The organism is Paenarthrobacter aromaticivorans (assembly GCF_019038615.1).
Lineage (GTDB): Bacteria > Actinomycetota > Actinomycetes > Actinomycetales > Micrococcaceae > Arthrobacter > Arthrobacter aromaticivorans.
In genome coordinates this window covers 27,394-48,778 of the sequence record NZ_JAHOPC010000022.1, presented here as the reverse complement: position 1 = coordinate 48,778, position 21,385 = coordinate 27,394, and the positions used below count along the sequence as shown (strand labels likewise).

Annotated in this window: 22 protein-coding genes; 14 read left to right on the top strand and 8 right to left on the bottom strand. The window is 62.5% G+C overall.

Translation table 11 applies throughout. From position 1 onward, the window contains the following. Nucleotides 1–41: 41 nt before the first annotated feature. Complete coding sequence (locus KSW38_RS22370; protein WP_216927336.1) at nucleotides 42–1,553, bottom strand: PucR family transcriptional regulator; 1,512 nt, start codon at nucleotides 1,551–1,553, stop codon at nucleotides 42–44. 177 nt (nucleotides 1,554–1,730) lie between these two features. Between KSW38_RS22370 and speB the strand changes: the two genes are divergently transcribed. The 11 genes from speB (at nucleotide 1,731) to KSW38_RS22315 (ending at nucleotide 14,324) form a co-directional block, all read left to right on the top strand. Then, entirely contained in the window at nucleotides 1,731–2,735 is a 1,005-nt protein-coding gene (speB, locus tag KSW38_RS22365) for an agmatinase (protein ID WP_216927335.1), read from the top strand. After that, a complete protein-coding gene (locus tag KSW38_RS22360; protein WP_216927334.1) occupies nucleotides 2,732–4,174 on the top strand; it encodes a purine-cytosine permease family protein in 1,443 nt (480 codons plus the stop codon). The genes speB and KSW38_RS22360 overlap by 4 nt, the downstream gene beginning before the upstream one ends. A gap of 12 nt (nucleotides 4,175–4,186) precedes the next feature. Then, the gene (locus tag KSW38_RS22355; protein ID WP_254186819.1) at nucleotides 4,187–5,695 is read left to right on the top strand and encodes an aldehyde dehydrogenase family protein; all 1,509 of its coding nucleotides are present in this window, start codon (nucleotides 4,187–4,189) and stop codon (nucleotides 5,693–5,695) included. Between the two features lie 28 nt (nucleotides 5,696–5,723). Next, nucleotides 5,724–7,001 (top strand): D-arabinono-1,4-lactone oxidase, encoded by a 1,278-nt coding sequence (locus tag KSW38_RS22350; protein WP_216927333.1) that lies wholly within the window; start codon nucleotides 5,724–5,726, stop codon nucleotides 6,999–7,001. A gap of 211 nt (nucleotides 7,002–7,212) precedes the next feature. Beyond that, nucleotides 7,213–7,668, top strand: a complete 456-nt coding sequence (gene mscL, locus KSW38_RS22345; RefSeq protein WP_216927318.1) for a large conductance mechanosensitive channel protein MscL — start codon at nucleotides 7,213–7,215, stop codon at nucleotides 7,666–7,668. A gap of 209 nt (nucleotides 7,669–7,877) precedes the next feature. Beyond that, nucleotides 7,878–8,753, top strand: a complete 876-nt coding sequence (locus KSW38_RS22340; protein ID WP_216927316.1) for an amino acid-binding protein — start codon at nucleotides 7,878–7,880, stop codon at nucleotides 8,751–8,753. A 373-nt stretch (nucleotides 8,754–9,126) separates the two neighbouring features. Then, entirely contained in the window at nucleotides 9,127–10,476 is a 1,350-nt protein-coding gene (locus KSW38_RS22335) for an MFS transporter (RefSeq protein ID WP_216927314.1), read from the top strand. 103 nt (nucleotides 10,477–10,579) lie between these two features. Then, the gene (locus tag KSW38_RS22330; protein ID WP_216927312.1) at nucleotides 10,580–11,260 is read left to right on the top strand and encodes a GntR family transcriptional regulator; all 681 of its coding nucleotides are present in this window, start codon (nucleotides 10,580–10,582) and stop codon (nucleotides 11,258–11,260) included. Beyond that, nucleotides 11,257–12,114, top strand: a complete 858-nt coding sequence (locus tag KSW38_RS22325; RefSeq protein WP_216927304.1) for an aspartate/glutamate racemase family protein — start codon at nucleotides 11,257–11,259, stop codon at nucleotides 12,112–12,114. The genes KSW38_RS22330 and KSW38_RS22325 overlap by 4 nt, the downstream gene beginning before the upstream one ends. Before the next feature lie 26 nt (nucleotides 12,115–12,140). After that, on the top strand, nucleotides 12,141–13,580 hold the full coding sequence (locus tag KSW38_RS22320; protein WP_216927302.1) for an amidohydrolase family protein: 1,440 nt from the start codon (nucleotides 12,141–12,143) through the stop codon (nucleotides 13,578–13,580). Between the two features lie 9 nt (nucleotides 13,581–13,589). Then, a complete protein-coding gene (locus tag KSW38_RS22315) occupies nucleotides 13,590–14,324 on the top strand; it encodes a maleate cis-trans isomerase family protein (RefSeq protein WP_216927300.1) in 735 nt (244 codons plus the stop codon). A gap of 108 nt (nucleotides 14,325–14,432) precedes the next feature. On the opposite strand, the gene KSW38_RS22310 is transcribed toward KSW38_RS22315, so the two are convergent. The 5 genes from KSW38_RS22310 to KSW38_RS22290 form a co-directional block, all read right to left on the bottom strand. Further along, entirely contained in the window at nucleotides 14,433–14,780 is a 348-nt protein-coding gene (locus KSW38_RS22310; RefSeq protein ID WP_216927299.1) for a hypothetical protein, read from the bottom strand. 120 nt (nucleotides 14,781–14,900) lie between these two features. After that, on the bottom strand, nucleotides 14,901–15,155 hold the full coding sequence (locus KSW38_RS22305) for a hypothetical protein (protein WP_223947316.1): 255 nt from the start codon (nucleotides 15,153–15,155) through the stop codon (nucleotides 14,901–14,903). Nucleotides 15,156–15,281: 126 nt separating this feature from the next. Next, complete coding sequence (locus KSW38_RS22300; protein WP_216927295.1) at nucleotides 15,282–16,655, bottom strand: NAD(P)(+) transhydrogenase (Re/Si-specific) subunit beta; 1,374 nt, start codon at nucleotides 16,653–16,655, stop codon at nucleotides 15,282–15,284. Continuing rightward, nucleotides 16,652–16,987, bottom strand: a complete 336-nt coding sequence (locus KSW38_RS22295; RefSeq protein WP_216927293.1) for an NAD(P) transhydrogenase subunit alpha part 2 — start codon at nucleotides 16,985–16,987, stop codon at nucleotides 16,652–16,654. Before KSW38_RS22295 ends, KSW38_RS22300 begins: the two co-directional genes overlap by 4 nt. Then, nucleotides 16,987–18,195, bottom strand: coding sequence for a Re/Si-specific NAD(P)(+) transhydrogenase subunit alpha (locus KSW38_RS22290; RefSeq protein WP_216927291.1), 1,209 nt, complete (start codon nucleotides 18,193–18,195; stop codon nucleotides 16,987–16,989). Before KSW38_RS22290 ends, KSW38_RS22295 begins: the two co-directional genes overlap by 1 nt. 184 nt (nucleotides 18,196–18,379) lie before the next feature. Here KSW38_RS22290 and KSW38_RS22285 point away from each other — a divergent pair, with 184 nt between their 5' ends. Both KSW38_RS22285 and KSW38_RS22280 read left to right on the top strand, forming a co-directional pair. Beyond that, entirely contained in the window at nucleotides 18,380–18,991 is a 612-nt protein-coding gene (locus KSW38_RS22285) for an NADPH-dependent FMN reductase (RefSeq protein ID WP_216927281.1), read from the top strand. A 116-nt stretch (nucleotides 18,992–19,107) separates the two neighbouring features. Beyond that, on the top strand, nucleotides 19,108–19,509 hold the full coding sequence (locus KSW38_RS22280; RefSeq protein ID WP_216927279.1) for a hypothetical protein: 402 nt from the start codon (nucleotides 19,108–19,110) through the stop codon (nucleotides 19,507–19,509). A 16-nt stretch (nucleotides 19,510–19,525) separates the two neighbouring features. Here KSW38_RS22280 and KSW38_RS22275 read toward each other — a convergent pair whose 3' ends face one another. Both KSW38_RS22275 and KSW38_RS22270 read right to left on the bottom strand, forming a co-directional pair. After that, complete coding sequence (locus KSW38_RS22275; RefSeq protein ID WP_254186818.1) at nucleotides 19,526–19,765, bottom strand: DUF4177 domain-containing protein; 240 nt, start codon at nucleotides 19,763–19,765, stop codon at nucleotides 19,526–19,528. A gap of 45 nt (nucleotides 19,766–19,810) precedes the next feature. Continuing rightward, complete coding sequence (locus KSW38_RS22270) at nucleotides 19,811–20,518, bottom strand: HAD family hydrolase (protein WP_216927271.1); 708 nt, start codon at nucleotides 20,516–20,518, stop codon at nucleotides 19,811–19,813. Nucleotides 20,519–20,598: 80 nt separating this feature from the next. On the opposite strand from KSW38_RS22270, the gene KSW38_RS22265 reads away from it, so the two are divergent. Beyond that, nucleotides 20,599–21,264, top strand: a complete 666-nt coding sequence (locus KSW38_RS22265) for an NADPH-dependent F420 reductase (protein WP_256449800.1) — start codon at nucleotides 20,599–20,601, stop codon at nucleotides 21,262–21,264. The last annotated feature ends 121 nt before the right edge of the window (nucleotides 21,265–21,385 follow it).

Here is a 21,385-nt window from a genome sequence, read left to right as displayed (position 1 = left end):
ACCATAGCTGATCATTTCGAAAAAGCGCAAGCAAGGGGTACCTACCGATGCATCGCCTCGTGGATCTGGAGCGCGAACCACAGCTGCGCCACCGTGGAGGTTTCACCCATGTCCAGCCCCGTCAGCTCGCCGATTTTCCGGATCCTGTAAATGATGGTTTGCCGGTGCGCGAACAAGGCTGCGGCAGTCTTTTGCCAGGAACGCTGCGAGTCCAAATAGGTCGTCAGCGTGACCAGGAGATCGCCTTCCTGGCTCTGCTCGTAATCGAAAATCGGACCCAGCAGACGCCTGACCAGCGCAGTTCCTTCCTCAAAACCGGTCAGCCCGAGCCAGGATGGCCCCTGCGCGTAGCGGGCCAGGTCGAGCTTGTTCGCCCGGGCCGATCCGAGCGCCCAAAGCGACTCCTGCAGCGCGCGCTGAATGCCCGCCACACCCGCCGGAGCGCTGATTCCAATCGCGGCATCTGCCCCGGCGCAATGAATCAGGATGTCGTCCGGCACATCAGCGGGGACCACCACGTGCAGCCTGCTATTCCGCTTCAACGACGCCGACGCAACCCCGTGCCGCCACAGTTCGATGTGCACGTTCGCCAGCTTGTCGCCGTCGTTCGTTGTGGTGGAAGCGTTCGCTGACATGGATGCGAGCAGGAAGTCTTGGGGCGGAACCCCAAAAGCTGACAGCCGGCTCTCCATCTCGGCCGCGCCCAGTCGGCCATCCATAGCCTGCAGCAGGAACTCGCCGGCCAGCCGATGCCGCCCTTCAAGCGACAAAACGATGCGCGAGAGCTGCAGTCCCAGCACGGTTGCGGCGTGCAGGAGTACGACGGCGTCCGGGTGCGGTTCGCTGTGTGGCAGCACCACAAGCAGCGCATTGGCGTGCGTCGGGATGTCCATGGTCAGCACGTGCCGGCCCCGGATCCGGTGCCACTGGAAATTCTTGCCAGCCAAGGACACCTGCCCGGAAAGCGGAGCCCATTCATCCGCGAGGAACTCCGGGAGCCGTTGGCCCTCGGGGTGCCAGGGATGGAGGCAGCGGCGGTCCACCACGAACAGTTCAGCGTCCAGTTCGGTGGCAAGCCGTTGGACCAGGCTTTGCCAATGGTCCTCGGAGGCTCCGGCCGTGCGGAGAAGGTCGTAGACCCTGGCTGTCTGGCGCAGGCGCCGGGACTCTTCGAGCAGGGAGGATTCGGCAACCGAGCGGGCAATCGCGATGAAGGGCAGCGGGTACGGGATGTTGATCAGCGGCAGCGGCAGCCGGTCGCAGGCCGCCAGGAACTCCTGCGTCAGCGGGGGTGCGTGCATCTTTTCGCCGATCGCCAAGGCGCTCGCCCCGCTGTCCATGAGGGCCTCCGCGAGCGCCACTTGCCCCTCGGCGTCCGCGGGAATCGAGAGTCCATTGGTCATCATGAGCTCGCCGCCGGTGACCCATTCCCACAGCCTGGGCAGATCCGAAGTGTGCGCCCAGGTGATCCGGTTGTCGCGCCCTGTGTCGCCGGCAAGGAGGGTGAGCCCCAATTGGGGTTCAGCTACGAGCTCGGCGACCGTGATTGCCATCGGATGGGGTCCTGACTCTATGATTCCGGGGGCCGTTTCGGACCGTTTAGACATTCGTCTAAGCGCCTCGGCCATTTGTAGTCAATGTACCGCTATTCGCCGTGACCCGCGTCACCAAGAATGGAATTACTTACTTCCCGCTCAATGGCGAGCACCCCTCACACCAAGGATCCGGCAATGACAATCCACAAGCCCATCGGCCCTGTCGACGCAACCAAAGTCCCCCGGTATGCAGGCCTCGGCACCTTCGCCCGCCTCCCCCAAATCGACCGGGTTCCGGACTACGACATTGCGATCGTCGGTGTCCCGTTCGACGGCGGAACCTCCTTCCGGCCAGGCGCCCGTTTCGGTCCTGCCGCGGTTCGCGAGGCCTCGCGCCTCCTACGCCCTGGCTACCACCCTGAGCTCGACGTCGAACCCGTTTACGAAGCCCAGGTTGTGGACGCTGGCGACATCGCTTGCACTCCCTATGACATCACCCGCGCAGTCCGTGAGATCGAGGAGCAGGCGTTGCCCCTGATCAGTGAGGACAAGCGGCTGATCTCGATCGGTGGCGACCACACCATTGCTTTGCCCATGCTGCGGGCGCTGAACAAGGTCCATGGCCCGGTGGCTTTGCTGCACTTCGACGCTCACCTGGACACGTGGGACACCTACTTTGACCAGCCCATCACCCACGGAACCATCTTCCGGCGGGCGTTCGAGGAGGGCCTCCTTGTGGAGGACAAGTCGATGCACGTGGGGATCCGCGGCCCGGTCTATGACCGCAACGACTTCCTCAGGGACCACGAGTTCGGGTTCCAGATCATCCGCTGCTCGGACCTGGATGTCATCGGCGTCCCGGCCGCAATCCAGCAGGTGAAGGACAGGCTCGGCGACACCCCGGTCTACGTGTCCATCGACATCGACGTCCTGGACCCCGCGTTCGCACCTGGGACCGGCACCCCGGAGATGGGCGGGCTCCACTCCCGCGAGCTCCTCGCCCTGCTCCGCGGACTAAACGGCATCAATATTGTGGGCGCCGACGTCGTGGAGGTCGCTCCGGCCTACGACCATGCGGACATCACAACCGTCGCCGCCGCTACTCTCGTCTTCGACCTGCTCGGCCTGATGGTGAACCGCAGCAAAGCCACAGACTCTGCTGTCCTTGAACTGGCTTCTACATCCCGGACAATGTCATGAAAACGCCCTTGGCCACCCAGGAAGTACCGCGCCTCGAGGACAAAACCATCCAGCCGATCCCGGCGAACGAGCGCCACGGCAAGGCCCGCGACCTGTTCACCATCTGGTTCGGTTCCAACATCATGATCATGACCATCGTGACCGGCGGGCTCGCCACCACGGTGTTCGGCCTTGGTTTCGTGCCCGCGCTGGTAGGCATCATCATCGGCAACCTGGTGGGCGGCATCTTCATGGCGCTGCACTCGGCCCAAGGTCCCCAGCTTGGCGTAGCACAGATGATCCAGACCCGCGGCCAGTTCGGTTCCTTCGGCGCCCTGTTGATCGTGGTCATCGTGGTGGTCATGTACGTCGGCTTCTTCGCCGCGAACCTCGTGTTCGGTGGGGAAGCAATGGCCGCCGTCAGCCCGGGCATCAGCGTAGATGCCGGCATCATCATCATCGGCGTGGTCAGCGTTATCGCCACGATTTTCGGATACCGGCTTATCCACGCTTATGCCCGGATCCTCAGCGTTGCAGCGGGCCTGGCATTGTTGCTGGCCTTCGGCTGGATACTCGTGGTCCACGGCCTTCCCAGCAGCTTCCTTGAGCAAGGCACCTTCAACTGGGTTGGCTTCATGGGGACCATCTCCGTCTCGGCCCTGTGGCAACTGGCCTACGCACCCTACGTCTCGGATTACTCCCGCTACATGCCGCAGGGCACGGGATCAGCACCGGCGTTCTGGGCTTCCTACTCGGGCTGCGTCCTGGGAACGTTGTTCCCCATGATCCTGGGCGCCTTGGTGGGCACGCTCGCCATGGCCATGAGCGCCGACAACGTTGAAATCGTTGGCAGCCTGGGTGCGTTGCTGCAGCCGTGGACCCTGATCATCGTGGGAATCTTCTGCCTGGGTGTCGCGGCCTCGAACGCCATGAACCTCTACTGCGGCGTCCTCTGCACCCTGACCATCGGCCAAACATTCAAGCCGTCCTGGTTGCCACGTGCCAAGACCCGCAGCATCGCGGCAGTCATCCTCTTCGTTCTCGCTGTCTCCATCGCGTTGTTCGCCCGCGACAACTTCATCCTCTTCTACACCAACTTCCTCTCCTTCCTGATGTACGTCCTGGTCCCTTGGACGGCCATCAACCTGGTGGACTACTACCTTCTGCGGCACGGCGACTACCGGGTTGAGGACTTCTTCAAGCGCGACGGCGGCGTGTACGGGCGGTTCAATTGGGTCGCCATCGGCTCCTACCTGGCAGGCGCCCTCATCCAGGTCCCCTTCTCGGCAACCGCAATCTACACCGGCCCCATGGCCGCCGCGTTGGGCGGCGTAGACATCTCCTGGCTCGTCGGCCTGGTGGTGGTTGCTCCCCTCTACTACTTCGCAGCCCGCGTGTTCCGGAACAAGGCTCAAGCGGCTTCCCACCGTTCCACTGCACTCACCGCAGACCTCATCTGAAAGCGAATCACCATGACCACCACCCAGGCAGAACAGTTCACCGTTCGACGCTCCTCCACTGACCACGCTTCCGCCGGCATCCTGCCCCTGCCTCCCACTGGGCATTTCATCAACGGATCATTCGTTCCCGGTTCCTCCAACCAGGTCATCGATGTTGTGGACCCCTCTACTGAACAGGTCATCGCGTCCGTCCAGGCCGGCACCGCCGTCGACGTCGACGCCGCCGTTGAGGCCGCCGTCGTCGCCCAAAAGTCCTGGGGAGCCACCACACCCAAGGAACGCGCCGATGTCCTGAACCTGATCGCCAACATCATTGAGGCGAACCGCGAGGCGTTCGAGGTCATCGAGTCCGCCAACACCGGTAAGCCGCAGGCCGTTGCCGAGGATGATGTCACCAGTACCATCGATACCTTCCGTTTCATGGCCGGCGCATCACGCACGCTCACGTCCATGGCCGGCGGCGACTACGCAACCGACCACACCTCCGTGATCCTCCGCGAACCCGTGGGCGTCGTCGGCGTCATCACTCCCTGGAACTATCCGCTGCTGATGGCCGCCTGGAAGATCGCACCAATTCTCGCCGCAGGCAACAGCATCGTCCTCAAGCCGTCCGAGCAGACGCCGTTGTCCACGCTGAAGCTGGCGGAACTGCTCGCCGGACGCATCCCGGACGGGATCCTCAACGTCGTCACTGGCCAGGGACGCACTGTGGGACAGCGGCTTTCGGAGCACCCATCGATTGCTTTGGTCGCCCTGACGGGCAGCGTCGTCAGTGGCCAGGCCGTTGCGGAAACTGCAGCAAAATCCGTCAAACGCGTTCACTTGGAGCTCGGCGGCAAGGCCCCTGTGGTTGTCTTTCCCGACGCCGATCTCCGCGCCGCCGCCGCTGGTGTCCGGAATGCCGGTTTCTGGAATGCCGGCCAGGACTGTGGCGCCGCCTGCCGTGTCCTGGTCCATGAGTCCGTAGCCGAAGAATTCACCGAGCACCTGGTCCGCGAAGTCGGGACGCTGGTAGTGGGCGCTCCAGAAGCCGGGGACGACGTCGAAATCGGCCCCATGATTTCCCGGCCACACTTTGAACGCGTCAAGGAAGCTCTTGCTGAAGCGCGCACTGCCGGCCTGCACATCGCAATTGGTGGCTCGGCGCTGGAAGGCCCAGGCTATTTCATCGAGCCAACAATCATCAGCAACGTCCCTGCCGGCGCGCACATCGCCACCCATGAAATCTTCGGCCCCGTGGTCACTGTGGAGACCTTCAGCAACACCGAAGAAGCAGTCACGCGGGCCAACGAAAGCCCGTACGGCCTGTCGGCCTCTGTATGGACCAGGGACTCCAGCCTCTCCCTGCGGATTCCCAAGCAGTTGGACTTCGGCACCGTCTGGGTCAACGCGCACCTGGTCCTTGCGTGTGAGGTACCGTGGGGCGGATTCAAGGGCTCAGGCTATGGCCGGGACCTCTCGCTCTACGCCCTGGATGATTACTCACGCACCAAGCACGTCATGATCAACCACGGCGCGTAGGCCTTCAAACAAGCAACGGAGCTTAGCAATGACCACCAAAGACCTTCCCCGCGCCGCAACTCCCACGGCACCCTTTGGAACAGACATCACCTGGACCAACTGGGGCGGGAACCAGAGCGCGACACCGGCCTTCACCGTCCGGCCAAGGAACGAACAAGAAGCGCTCGACGCCGTCCGTTTCGCAATCCGCGAAGGCCTGCCTGTGCGGGCGGTCGGCTCGGGGCACTCGTCCTCCCCGCTGGTGCAAACCGGTGGAGTCCTGATGGACATGTCCGGACTCTCGGCGATCACGGGTACCGACAAAGCCGGGCGTCGCGCACGGGCCCTTGCCGGCACCACCATCAACGCCTTCGGAGATCCGCTGTGGGAGCAGGGCCTGGCCCTGGGCAACCAGGGCGATATCGACAAGCAGCAGATTGCCGGGGCACTGGCCACCAGCACCCACGGGTCCGGGAAGCACCTGGGCAGCTTCTCGTCCAACCTCCGCTGGGTGAAGCTCATCAACGGCTATGGCGACATCGTGGAAATCGGCGAAGGGCAGCTCCGCGAACTCAGGGCCGCCCAAGTGGCTTTGGGTACGCTGGGTGTTTTCCTGGAGGTGGAGTTGGCTGTTGAGGACAGCTATTACCTGCAGGAACAGATCACCTATCCCACATGGGAGGAAACCACAGCTACGTGGCAGGCCGATTTGGACAACAACCGGCACTACTCGTTCCTTTGGTGCCCGGAGAACGATTCCTGCGAGTTGCTGGACCTTCCCGGCGCACCCGGCCTGAGCATGGCCAACCGAAGCTACACCAAGCGGTACAACGTTGCTTCCATCCAGGACGAGCGCGAGATTTCCACCGTGGAAGGCGCACGGCTTGACCGCTCGTACAGGATCTACCCCGGCGGCTTCACTACCCAGTTCCACGAACTTGAGTACTTCGTCCGCAGCGAGGACGGCTTTGCCGCCGTCGAGGCCATCCAGGAGCTGATCCGCAGCAAATATCCCGAGCAGAAGTATCCGGTTGAAGTCCGCTGGGTGAAGGCCGATGACGCGTACATGTCCCAGTTCCAAGGGCGGGACAGCACTGTCATTACCCTGACCACCGAGCCTGGGACCGACTACTGGCAGTTCTTCCGGGACGCCGACGCCGTACTGCAGGAGTTCGAGCCGCGGGCCCACTGGGGAAAGATCCACTTCATGACACGGAGCCGCCTTGAGCGTCTCTACCCCGAGCTTGACACCTTCATCCAAGTCCGCCGCGAATTCGATCCCCGCGGAATCTTCCTGAACGACCACACCCGGGCCCTCGTAGGCTGATCGCAACACAAAAGCTGGTCAGGATGTGAGGGAACGTCGATGAAACCCGACGTTCCCTCACATCCACACCCCCTGGCGGCATCCCTCTCTCACATCCACACCCCCAGGCGGCATCCCTCTCTCACATCGCCCTGACACCGGTTTGAAACCTCGGAGTGGTAGTTTGATCTCTGCTTGAGGCAGACACACGCACCCAATCGGAGGACATTGCATGCTTAAGGGTTTCAAGGACTTCATACTTCGCGGCAACGTGATCGAACTGGCCATTGCAGTCGTCATCGGCAGTGCTTTCACGGCCCTCGTTGCTGCATTCACCACCAACATCATCAACCCGGTCATCGCTGCGGCCGGCGGCGTGAACGCTGACGGCCTGGGTTTCCGGATCTGGCAGGACAACCCCGCCACGTTCATCAACTTCGGTGCGGTACTCACGGCAATGGTTACGTTCGTCATCACCGCGGCAGTGGTCTACTTCATCTTCGTGGCGCCCATGAACAAGATCAACTCCATGGTCAAGAACCGCCTCTCCACTGAGGAGCCCGAGGAAGAGCCGCTGCCCGCGGACACTGCGCTGCTGGCAGAAATCCGCGATCTCCTGAAGGAAGTTGCCATCAGCAACCGCAGCACGGAACGCGATTCCGATCTCGACTCAGACAGCATCCGCTAGGCCAGTCCTCGGAGTAGCTCTCTAACCAACCGCTCCTTCCCGGTTGCATCGCATAGTCCGGTGTTCTCCCCGCGAGAACACCGGGCTTTTGCGTTTCTGACGTGGTCCGGGCATCACAAACCGGGCAGGAACGCAGCACTCAAGGTCCTGTCCCCAGAACGTGACCCGGTAGCAACCCTCCCGAAACAGGCTCAGGGCAGCATGAGAGCATGAAACCCAAGCCGAGCTCTCCCGTCACCGCGGACCTCGTGTGCGATGTCTGCGGTCAACTGCCGGAACCGCCCAAGGCCCGGCTCACCCTGGCCAACATCGCGGTCATGCTTCCCATTGAACTGCTGGTTCATGCGGCGGTTGTGGAAACCCATCTCCCCTACGTGGCCAAGGTTCTCCTGCTAACTGTCACGGCCACCGTGCTGGTCATCTGGGTTGCCGAGCCTTCGGCCGCGAAGGTCCTCCGGCGATGGCTACATGCTCCGGCCCTTCGCCAGCGGCACAAGCTGCACGCGGCCCCGGCTTTGTGGCGTGCTCGGGTCTTGCTGCGCGACCAGCCCGGTTCGCTGCAGAAAATCACCCAGTCCTTGGCCAAGCTGGAGACGAACATCCTCAGCATTCACGTTCACCCGATGGATGGAACCGGCACCGTGATGGATGAGTTCGTCTTATCTGCCCCCGGTGAGGTCACCGAACATGAACTGCTGAGAGCACTCGACGACGGCGGCGGCCGTGAGTCTCACGTGTGGCCTACCACGGCACTCGCCATGGCCGACGGCCAAACCAAGGCGCTGAGCCTCGCCGCCCGTATTGCCGGGAACCCGAATGAGCTCCCGCACGCTGTCGCCGAACTGCTGTCCGCCAAAGTAGTCCCCAACGGCCCGGAAAACCCGGCACCCACGGCGAGTCCCGGCGTCGGGCCTTCAGAGGACATCCTCAAGATTCCAACTGCATGGCACGGACCGCTGGTTTTCTCCCGTCCAGGAGAGCCGTTCACCCCGGCCGAGTCGGCCCGAGCACATAGGCTGGCTGAGCTGGCTGAGATTTTGGCATACAGCCCTACCGACGCCGCATCGTCGGCATACCAGCCTTAACCAGCAGTCCTTCACCATGGGCACTCGGGAAACCCGGCATTCCCTTGGAAGTGCCGGGTTTTCGCTGTTGTAGGGGCATCCGCGGGAATTGAACCCGCACAGGCAGCCCGCACGGTCACATTCCGTTTTCAGATTGGGTATACCAAAAGTCTTGACAGTGCCGCCCGTCACATCTAACTTAGATTTTGGGATCCCAAATCGGGATCCCAAACAGACTCGCTACCGGCTGCGGCCCCCGCCACCAAAAGGACGGGGATCGCAACAGTTGCCGCCGGCACGGGTCCGGCTGCAGCGATATCCCGCCCGGCTCATCCCCCCAAAGACATACCCAAAAGACATTCCACCCCCTGTTGACTCCTCTGAAGGAGAAGCTGTGTCTCCCCAAAACACCCAACTGGCAACCCAGGAAAACCAGGAAAACGAGCCCAAAACCGGCAAGGACGGCGTGCAGCGACGCACAAACGTCCGCTGGAAGCTCTTCATCCTGCTCCTGGTCCTGGTCGCCGTCAATTACATCGACCGCGGTTCAATTTCCGTAGCTCTCCCCATCATCCAGAAGGAGTTCAACCTCCCGCCCGAGCTTGTGGGGCTCCTGTTGTCGGCCTTCTTCTGGACCTATGCACTCATGCAAATCCCCGTGGGTTTGCTGATCGACAAGTTCGGTCCCCGCAAGGTGGTCACGGCCTCCTGCATTGGTTGGGGTGCCGCAACTGCTGCCTCCGGTTTCGCCGGCGGATTCCTCAGCATGTTCATCGCCCGCCTGGGTATCGGTGTCACCGAGGCAGGCGTCATGCCTGCTGGTGGCAAACTAAACGCCATCTGGATGCACAAGAAGGAACGTGGCCGCGGCGCCACCATCCTCGACGCCGGAGCTCCCCTGGGCGCTGGCCTGGGCGGCATCCTCATCACCTGGCTGATCGCCTCCACGGGCAGCTGGCGGATGTCCTTCATCATCGCCGGTGCCCTCACGATCCTCATGGGCCTGGCCGTCTGGTGGTACATCCGTGATAACCCCCGCCAACACAAGGCTGTCAACGACGCCGAAGCCGACTACATCGAGGCTTCCCACGCCGAAGACGACGCTGAAGCTGCCAAGGAAGGCGCACAGGGCAAGCGCGCCCTTCTGCCCTACCTGAAGTTCCGTTCCTTCTGGGCAATGTGCTTCGGCTGGCTTGGCTTCAACGGCGTGTTCTACGGCCTGCTCACCTGGGGTCCGCTGTACCTCGCACAGGCCAAGGGCTTCGACCTGAAGACCATCGGCTGGTCTACGTTCGTGATCTTCGGCGCCGGGTTCGTCGGCGAAATCCTCGGTGGCATCATCGCCGACAAGTGGCGGGCATCCGGTGCCTCCGCCAACCGGGTCATGCGCACCCTGCTGGGTATCTCCAGCGTCGTAGTGGTGGGCGGCCTCGTAGGTGTCACGGTCGTCGCAGACCCCATCACCGCCGTCGTGCTTCTCTCGGTAGTCCTCTTCTTCCTGCGCTGGGTTGGCCTGTTCTGGTCCATCCCGTCCATCCTGGGCGGCCGCACGAATGCCGGCGTACTGGGCGGAGCCATGAACTTCAGCGGCAACATCGCAGGGTTCGTCACCCCCATTGTGGTAGGCCTGATTGTCGGGGCCACCGGCTCCTACACCTGGGCCCTGCTGTACTTCGTTGGATCCGCGGTGATCATGGGCGTTTCCGTCCTGGCCTTGGATTACAACAAGCGACTCCCGGTCTGACTCGCCTGACCGGGCCGGCCGGACGGTACTGAACCGCCGGACGGCCGGAAACCCGCCTGGTCGCCGGGCGCACTGCCTCACACATCACGAAAATGGAGCTGACATGCTAGCCGCAGAAGACACAACAATCACTGAGCGACCCCTCCGGGAGTCAGTGCGTGACACGCTCCGTTCCAGGATTTTTGAGGGACACTATGCGCCCGGTACCAGGCTGGTGGAACGAGACCTCGCCGCCGAGTTCAACGTTTCCCGCCTGCCCATCCGCGAAGCACTCCGGATGCTGAGGCAGGAAGGACTCATCCGGGACCGCGCTGGCCGGGGTTCCGAAGTCAGCGGCCTGAGCCCCAAGGACGTAGAGGACCTCTTCGACGTCCGTCAATCCCTGGAAGTCCTCGCCTGCCGGTTGGCAGCCAAGCGGGCCACCACCGGGGATCTCGAACACCTCGCCGGCCTGCTGGATGAGGCCGACCGCTGCCTGGCCAAGGGCTCCATCCTGGAAGCCCACCGCGCCAACAGCGATTTCCACGATGCCATCACGGCCATCGCCAACAACGACTTTCTCCGCTCCGCGCTGGAACCACTCCAGGGACGAATGCACTGGCTGTTCCGGCACGTCAGCGACCTCCCGGAACTCATCCAGGAACACCGCGACCTCTACACTGCCATCGCCAGCGGGGATCCCGATCGCGCAGCCATCCAATCGGCGTCGCACATCGGCAAGTACCGCGAGCAATTCCCCGAGGACTCCAGCGCCACCGAGCCCAAGCTACGGAAGAAACCATGAAACTCCTGGTCATCAACCCCAACATCAGTGACGACGTCACCGCTCTGATCGAAGCCGAGGCCCTGCGCTCGGCAGGTCCGGATACCGAAGTGATCGTTCGGACAGCCGGGCACGGCGTCGAATACATCGAAACCCGCTTCGAGTCGCTTATCGCCGCCGGCGCTGTGGCTGAGTTGATCGCCGAATACGCGCACGACGGCGGTGCTGGCCTTGGCCACGGCTGTGGCCTTGGGCACCAAGATGGTAGCGCCGCTGTGGACGGCGTCGTTGTGGCAGCCTTCGGAGATCCCGGAATGCCTGCGCTGAAGGAACTCGTTGACGTACCGGTTATCGGCATCACCGAGGCGGCACTGTGCGCGGCAGCATTGCAGGGTCACCGTTTCTCGATCATCGCCATTTCGGACCGTATCCAGGCCTGGTACCTGGACTGCGTAGAACGCTTCGGTTTTGCCGGCCGTCTCGCTTCCATCCGCTCCATCAACCAAAGCCTGAATTCCATAGGATCGGTGCAGGCAGATTTCAAGGAAACCCTGCTGGCACTCAGCCGCCAGGCCGTCGCTGAGGACGGCGCCGACGTCGTCATCCTTGCGGGTGCGCCGCTCGCCGGGCTTGCCCGGGAACTCGAAGGGCAAATCCCCGTGCCCGTGGTGGACGGAATTTCCGCAGGGATCCGCATGACGGAGGCCGTGGTCGCGTTGAAGTCCGGCGTTCACCGGGGCGGCTCGTTCGCGGCGCCGCCGGTCAAGCGGAGGCGGGGTCTCTCGGAAAACCTCGACGCCGCCCTGAGTGCCGCTCAATCGGCGCACGTCTCCTCCCCGCCGGTTCCGGCAACACCCGCCCTACCGTCCCGCTAAAACTTCCAAGAACAAGGAGGACAACGATGTCCCATTTCCCCGATCTCGTCATCGCCAACGGCACCGTCGTCAACAGTTTCGGCAGGCAGGCCGCCCACGTCGTGGTCGACGGCGGACGCATCGTAGAGCTCGTTGACGCTGCCGAACCTATTCCCTCGGCTGCACGAACCATTGAAGCCCATGGCCAGTTGGTCATTCCCGGCGGCATCGACGGCCACTGCCATGTTGCCCAAGTGACGGGCCGATTCCGCACTTTGGATGATTACCGGACCACGTCAACGGCAGCACTCTGGGGTGGGACCACCACCATCATCGATTTCGGCATCCCCCGCGATGCACAGGAGACTCCGCTCGAAGCGGTCCTGAACAAGAAGCGCCTCGCCACCGAGTCCCGCTGCGATGTCGCCCTGCACGGCGCCGTTGTCTCATGGGATGAGACGGTTCCGTGGCAGCTTGAGCAGCTTGCGGCGGAGGGCGTCCGGTCCGTGAAGATGTACACCACCAACCGCGGCTCAACCATGGCCGATGGTGACACCATCCTGAAGGTCATGCGCGAAATGGTGCGCCTGGATGGCCTCACATACATCCATGCAGAGCACAATCCCATCATCACCGACTGCACCGAGCAGCACGCCTCGGACGGCCGCATCGGCATCGAGCACCTGCACCGTACCCGGCCCGAACTTGCCGAGGAAATCTCGGTCAAGGAAACCCTGGCAATGGCCCAGTACACCGGAGCGCCCGTCTATTTTGTCCACCAGTCGACTCCGGGCGCAGTGGACCTCGTGGCCGAAGCCCGCGAGCGCGGCCAGGAGGCGTACTCCGAGACGTGCCCGCACTACCTCACCCTGGACGACACCGTTTATGGTTCCGCGTTCCCGGAATGGTACGCATGCTGCCCGCCGATGCGCAGTGCCGAAACGGTAGCCGCGTTGAAGGATCGGCTGGCCGCGGGTGCGGTCCACACGGTTTCTTCGGACCATTCCTGCTACGACCTCTCCCAAAAACGCGAGCGCACGGACGATGTCCGCTATATGCCGCACGGCCTCCCCGGCGTGGAAACCCGCATGCCCGTGACGTTCACGGCGATTGTCACCGAATCCGGGGGCGCTGTGGAGGACTTCGTTGAGGTCTTCTCCGCAGGTCCCGCCAGGATCAATGCAGTCCCGCGAAAGGGAGCGATCGTGGAAGGGTTCGACGCCGACATCGTGATCTTCGATCCCGCCCTCCAGCAAACAGTCGACGGCGGTGCGTTGCACATGGGGACTGATTTCTCGCCTTTTGAGGGGAAGACGCTTAGCGGCTGGCCCGCAGTGGTGATCTCCGCCGGACGGGTGGTCCTTGATGAAGCAGGTTTCCACGATCCCGGTCCGGTGGGTCGCTTCGTGCCCCGCAACGGCTTCACGGAGCACCGCGACGCGCTCTCTGTTCCCGTCATTCCTTCTGTCGAATCCCTCAGCGCTTAGGAGCAAACCATGCCTTCAAACAGCCGTCCCATCCGCATCGGCATGATCGTGCCGTCCTCCAACACGTGCCTGGAACCGCAGACCTATCGGATCCTTGGCGATCGCCGGGATGTGACCATCCATTCAACCCGCATCCCCGTTACCCGGATTGCCTTGGACGACTCCTCGGACAAGCAATTTGATTCCTCCGTGATGCGCGCTTCCGCCGAGTTGCTCGCCACGGCGAATGTGGACGTTATTGCATGGAACGGCACCTCCGGATCCTGGCTCGGCGCTTCCCACGACCATGCCTTGGTCCGTGAGATCACCGACGCCACAGGCATACCGGCCACCACGTCGACGCTCGCCTACTTGGAGGCGTTCGCGTCCTTCAGCACCGAGCGGATCGGTTTGTTCACGCCCTACACGGCAGACGTGAATGAGGCCGTGATCGCGTCGTACGCCAGGGAAGGCATCAAGACGATCGATCACCGGCACCTTGATCTCACCGATAACGAATCCTTTGGCCGGGTCACCGATGAGGAGATGCTGCCGGGCTCATTGGAGCTGGCGGCAGCTCATCCGGACGCCCTGGTGTACCTGTGCACCAACCTCTATGGAGCCAACATCACTGCCGATGTAGAAGCACGAACAGGCGTGCCTGTGCTCGATTCCGTGGCGGTGACGCTCTGGCATGCCCTTAAGCTTGCGGGAGCTCCATTGTTGGACCCGCAATGGGGGCGCTTGCTGGCTGATCCTGTGTAGTGGGAGCTCGGCCGCCTCAGGGACACCCAAATTCGTCCGTGATGCAGAATGGGGCTGGTGCCACCCGGATGTGGGTGTTACCAGTCCCCTTTTCTTGGCGCCGATGCCTCAGTCCTCATCGATGCGTTCGAGAAGCTTGCCGAGCGCATCCCGGATATCGTCATAGTCGTTCTGCGTCGCACGGCTCTCGGCAGAGATGACCGCACACCTGTGGATCTTCTTGAAGTCGCCGAAGGGAAATTTGTAGTGGCCCTTTTGGTCAGCCGGATGGTCGTCGTCCACGCCGAGGTACCACTTGGAATACTCGGCTTGGCCCTTCTTCTCCAGGAACTCATTCTCGTCCTCGGTGGACGGGGCGTGCTCGCTCCAGTCATCACGGACGTCTTTGACGATCTTGCCATCGCGGATCAGGTGCTTGGCGTTATCGAATGCTTTCTTGTTGAGTTTGACGGTCATGGCGCAACCTCGCTTCGATGTGGCGGTTCGGCATGGGTTGGGTAACTCGTACGGTTCAGCTTAGGACGACGACGGATGACCGGGAAGGGTTCGAGCCTGGGCACGCCCCAAGGTTTGTGCTCAGGGGATGAGCCGTACGCGAAGCCCTGTCCTGGCTTCCTTCATGACGAGTCTCCGCTCTATTGCTCCGTGTTGTTTGAGCCATAAAACGTTGCCGTCATCGGTCACCGCTTCCACCCTGCCTTGATCCACGATCTTGTGGCCGCGCCAGATTTGAACGTCCAGGCCAACCAGTCGCCTCCAATCTGTCACCCTCTTGCTTTGGGGTTTGTCGAAGCGGGAATCCGGCGTCGAATCCTTCATTTCGTCTTGCAATCGATGACTCCTAGCCATGCATCCTTCCGCAGTCGCCTTCCGGGCAGACTTCTGTACTAAAGATGTGGCTTCACGAGTCCGAATGTGACGCGAAATTAGGGGTCGAATTTAGGGAGACCGATCCTCCTAGAGCGCCTTCACCGCGCCCAGCACCTTGGTCAACGAATCCTTCGCGTCGCCGAACAGCAACGTTGTCTGAGGTTCGTGCAAAAGTTCGTTTTCGATGCCGGCGAATCCTGGACGCATGGAGCGTTTGAGGAATACCACCTGCCGGGCGTCAGCTACTTCCAGGATGGGCATTCCGTAGATCGGCGACCCGGAAGTGGTTTTGGCTGCAGGGTTCACCACGTCATTGGCACCAACCACAAGGGCAACGTCGGCGGTCTTGAACTCGGGGTTGATATCGCTCATTTCCTTCAGCGACTCATACGGCACGTTTGCCTCGGCCAGAAGGACGTTCATGTGCCCGGGCATGCGTCCGGCCACAGGATGAATAGCAAAGTCCACCTCAGTGCCGCGTGCTTCCAAGGCCAAGGCCAATTCGGCGGCCGTGTGCTGGCCTTGCGCCACAGCCAAGCCGTACCCGGGAACGATGATCACCCGCTGTGCGTAACCGAGCAGCACCGCAACATCCTCGGGGCTGGAGGACCTGACCGGGCGCTCACTCACGGCGGTGGACCCGGCCGTCGAGCCACCCTTGAAGGCACCGAACATGATTCCTGCAACGCTGCGGCCCATTGCGGCAGCCATGGCCCGGGTGAGGATGGTGCCCGACGCTCCGACCAGGGTTCCAGCCACCACCAGGAGTACGTTACCCAGCACCAATCCGGACGCAGCCACGGCCAATCCGGTGAAGGCGTTGAGCAGCGAGATGACAATCGGTACGTCGGCGCCGCCCACAGGGAGCACCAGCAGGATACCGGCCACAAGCCCAAGGACCAGCAGCGTCAGCGCGAGCAGCAACGAACCATTCAGTATCACCACAATCCCTGCACCCACCGCGGCAAGCAGCACCACGGCCATCAGCACAGGCAGGCCCGGGAACGTCACTGGCCGCGTGGTCATCAGCCCTTGCAGTTTGGCAAAGGTAACTCCGGAACCGGCAAAGGAAACAGCGCCGACGAGCAGCGTGAACACAATGGCCAAGCGAACCCACGCATCACCTGTATGCGAGAGCTCCAGCAATGCCACGAGCGCGGCTGCGCCGCCACCCACACCGTTGAACAGGGCCACGAGTTGGGGCATCTGTGTCATCTGAACGCGCCGTGCCACGGGTGCGGCCACCACCGATCCCACGGCTATTGCCCCAACGATCCACGGGACGTTGTCCAGCTTCACCGAGACGAACACTGTGACCACAGCCAACAAGGCGCCGAAAGCCCCGATGAGGTTTCCACGCCGTGCCGTCCGTGGTGAGTTCAGACCTTTGAGCGCCAGGATGAAACAGGCAGCGGCTGCGAGATAGAGGAGAGCTGTCCAGGTGGGATCCAGAAGAGTCACCGGCCGCGCTCCTTGCCCGCATGTTCCTCGGATGAGACAACTGACGACGGCGGCCGTTGCCTCCCGCGGAACATCTCCAGCATGCGGTCGGTCACCACGAAGCCGCCCACAAGGTTGGCCGTGGCCAGGACGACAGCCAGCAGGGCGACCGCCAATACCCACGGATCAGATGCTTGACCTGCGACGATGATGGCACCCACCAGGATGATTCCGTGGATAGCATTTGCCCCGGACATCAGGGGTGTGTGGAGGGTACTGGAAACTTTGGAGACCACCTCGAAGCCCACGAAAACTGCCAGTACGGTGATCGTCAGCAGACTCATGCCATCCATCAATGCGCTCCTTCACTGCCAGGGTTGGCCGCTGTGTGGGCACTGCCAAAGGGTCCGGTCTCGCCCGCGAGCGCCGCGAGTGCTTCAGCTGTTGGCGCGTGCCGCACCTCGCCGTCGTGGGTGAGGCAGGTTCCCGCCACAACCTCGTCCTCAAAGTCGGGGGCCACCACTCCCTCCCGGGTCATCAACGCGATCAGGTTGGCCACGTTCTTGGCGAACAGTCGGGAGGCATCTGCGGGCATCGCGGACGCTGGGTCCTTGAGCCCCACCAAAGTCACTTCACCTTGCCCATCAGCGGTGGGGATGTGGATGTCCTGCCCGGGGATGCTGCCTTCCACGTTTCCGCCTGATTCGGCAGCCAGATCTACTACGACGGATCCGGGGCGCATTCCTTGGACCATCTCGCGGCTCACCAGAAGTGGTGCGCGTCGTCCGGGAACGGCGGCAGTTGTGATGAGGACATCCGCCTGGGCTACGTGCGGGGTCAGGAGCGCACGCTGCAAGGCACCCCTGTCTGCGCTGAGTTCGCGGGCATAGCCTCCTGAAGCTTCAGCGGTTTCGAGGTCCAGCTTGATGAATGTCCCGCCCATGGAAGCCACTTCGTCTGCCGACGCCGGACGGATGTCATTGGCCGAAACCCGCGCGCCGAGCCTCTTGGCCGTGCCGATCGCTTGGAGCCCCGCCACCCCTGCCCCCAGCACCAGGACCCGGGCGGGCGGAATGGTCCCGGCCGCAGTCATGTATAGGGGGAAGAACCGGGGTAGGCGCGTCGCTGCCTCAAGGACACAGCGGTATCCGGCCACCAAGGCCTGTGAGGTGAGGGCGTCCATGGACTGGGCCCGCGAAATCCGGGGAACCAGTTCCAGCGCAAAAGATGTGATGCCACCGGCGGCGAGCGCCCGCACCGTTGGCAACTCCGACGACGGCGACCCCAAACCGACGGTGACTGAACCCGGGCGGAGGGCTCCCGCCGTCGACGGTTCCATGGGGCGCACGTGGCAGTAAACGTCTACGGATCCGAGATCCAAGGCCTGCACAACAGAAGCGCCGGCCTGCCGGTATTCGTCGTCGCTGTGTCCGGAGGCAATCCCCGCCCCGGACTCGATCTCAACATCAAGGCCCAACCCGGTCAATTGCTTGACCGTTTCGGGCGTGGCTGCCACTCTGCGCTCACCGTCGAGTGCCTCGCGCGCTATGCCTGCTTTCACCCGCCACCCCTCTTTGGGAACTCTCCAGAACCAGTTGGCATGAGTCTATGGCCGCAAAGGTCAGGAAGGGAGTAGGGGATGCGCTATGTGGACAAGTCCATTAGGGTCGGTGGAAGCTGGGGCTACCAGCCTCCACACCGTCGACGAGCCGGTTCCGGCCGTGCCGTCGGGAAGGAACGCCGCCATGGACACATTCAAAATCGGCTATTTCGTCGGAAGCCTCTCAAGTACCTCTATCAACCGCGTACTCTCCAAGGCGCTCATCAGCGTGGCGCCCCCGGAACTGGAATTCCATGAGATCGCCATCCGGGACCTCCCGTTGTACAGCTCCGACTACGACTCCGACTTCCCGCCTGCCGGCAGGGAATTGAAGGACGCGATCGCCGCATCGGACGGCATCCTGTTCGTCTCCCCCGAGTACAACCGCTCCATTCCAGGCGCCTTGAAGAACGCCATCGACTGGGGATCCCGTCCGTGGGGCACCAATTCTTTTGCCCGGAAGCCCACCGGCATTATCGGAGCGTCGCCGGGTGGTATCGGAACCGCTGTGATGCAGTCCTCCATGCGCAGCGTGCTCAGCTTCCTCGACGCACCGCAGTTGAATGCGCCGGAGGCTTACATCCGCTTCGTCGCGGACGCGTACGACGACGACGGCTCGGTTAAGGACGAAGGCACGGCAGGGTTGCTCCGCCACTATATGGCGGAATACAGTGCGTTCGTCCAGCGTGTCCTGGCAGCCAACGCCCCAGGCCATATCGGCGATCAGGAACCTGATTCGGCCAAGCTAACGCGCTAGCCCCTCGGGTGGGGTCGCACATGCCCGGTGGGCGACCCCCACCCCCATTTTCCGCGTTGGTCAGTATGCTTACTACATGAGGATTCGCGAACACGCCCTATCCCACAGGAGAAACGATGCTTCGTAGATTAGCCCTGACCACCCTGGCACTGACCCTCTTCACCGGGTCCCTGTTGTCCGTCGCGACAGCAGCAAACGCAGCAAACCCGGCCGCCCTTCAAGGCCACGTGGCTGCCACCACCCCCACTCCATCGGCATCGCCCAGCAACCCGTCGGGGCCCTCGACGGCGACCCCAACCAACCCAGCGCCGTCGTCGGTGGCACCCACCACGCCCAATCCAGCGAGCAGTGGACCTGCCAACCCAGGGACTGGAGAGTCCCAACCGCAGGAACAAACACGCACGGACGCCACCCCATGGATCCTGGCCGCCGTTGCTGCGATTATCGTCATTGCGCTGATCATCTGGGCGGTTCGAGGACGCGGCCGGAATGAGGAAGTGCGGGACGAGCAACTCTAGGCGAACCAACGCACTTTTATCCGAGGCGCTCAAACACCATCGTTGCCTGGATACGGTCCCCGCCGCCGATCATCCCCTTACTCCCGCTGCTCGCCGTCGTAATGGTGTGCAGCCGGTAGCCCTTCGCGGCCTGATCGTTGATGGCCTTCTCCAGTGAGGTCAGATTGCCCGAACCGGTTCCCCACAGTTTCTCCTTGAGGATCACTTGCAGGACGACATACTGCTGCATGATGCGGTTCCCTTCCTTGCTGGTCAATTGGTGCAATGCTACTCATCGCGGTGGCGCAGGCGGCCGCGCTTCCTAAGCGCGGACCGTTCCCGCCGTCAGCTTTCCAATGGCACTGCTTTCCAGGTTCTCCAGTAGGTGCCGCGGATTGTCGTAGACCTCCACGGCGCCTGCGTCACGGAGCTCGGCCTCGCTGATGCCACCGCAGGTCAGTGCGATGGCGGGAACGCCAATTGCTGCAGCGGCCTTCACGTCCCAGACGGCATCGCCAACAAAGACGACGTCAGCTGGATCGAGTTCCAGCTTCTTCAAGCACGCCACGAGGATATCTGGAGCCGGCTTGCTTTCGTCCGCGTCATTTGAGCTTGTCCATGCGTCAATGGACCCACCGGCGTCGAGGAGCCGCCTGCTGACGTCAAGGTCGCGCTCTTGCGCTGACGAGGCCAGCCCGACCGCCAACCCGGAATCAGAGCAGGCCGCAAGGAGATCCCGGGCGGAATCGAAGGCGCGCAACGAGGGCCAGAATGTCGAAAACACGGCTCCATGCGCGGACTTCAATTCATTTTGCATGTCTTCGGGACAGTCCGGAACCAGGTGCTGGACCAGCTTGTCGCCACCCATCCCGACGCAGCGATGGATGTCGGAGATCTGGACATCCAAGCCTTCGCGCCTAAATGCCTGCCACCAGGCGAACGCGTGGAAGTAGCTGGAGTCGATCAACGTGCCGTCCACGTCAAAAAGCACGCCACGGTTCTTGGTTTTGGTGTTCGTCGGAGTAGACATTTAGTAAGTCTACTTATGGTTGCCATGCGCGGAAACCGCCCTTGCGTTCCGACATATTCCGTAACGCTGGAAATACGCGTCTGCAACATCTTGTTGAGCCGAGTATGACAACAATCGGAATCATCGGTGCAGGACACATAGGCAGCCAGGTTGCCCGTAAAGCGGTTGAACTCGGCTACGACGTCGTGATCAGCAATTCGCGGGTACCGGAAACCCTCGCGGAACTGGTCACGGAACTTGGGCCGCGGGCCCGGGCGGCGACGGCGGCCGAGGCAGCAGCGGCAGGTGATTTCGCCGTCGTGACCGTTCCGCTGAAGAACTATCAGGACATTCCCGCCGAGCCGCTGGAAGGCAAGATCGTCATCGACACCAACAACTATTACTGGGAGCGGGACGGCCGAATTCCCGCGCTCGACAACGGCGAGGCCACCACCTCGGGCCTCCTGCAGAAGCACCTTCCCACGTCCAAGGTAGCCAAGGGCTTCAACCACATCTTCGCCAAAGACATCACCACCGATGGCACCCCGGCCGGCACGCCCAACCGTCGCGCACTGGCCACCGCGAGCGACTTCCCGGAGGCGGCCGAACTCGTGACCAAGCTGTACGACGAGTTCGGTTTCGACACCGTCAACATCGGGCCCCTCGAAGACAGTTGGCGCGTCGAGCGCGACCGTCCCGCCTACGTCATCCGTCAGAACGCGGACGAACTTCGCGACAACCTCGCCAAGGCGACGCGCACCATCTGATAGACGCGCACCATCTGATAACAGAACACGCACGACGGCGGCAGGCGGCTTACGCCTGCCGCTTCGTTTGGACTGGGCTGCTTCCTTATGTTGTTACCGGGTTCAGTTCCGCGGCCATTGT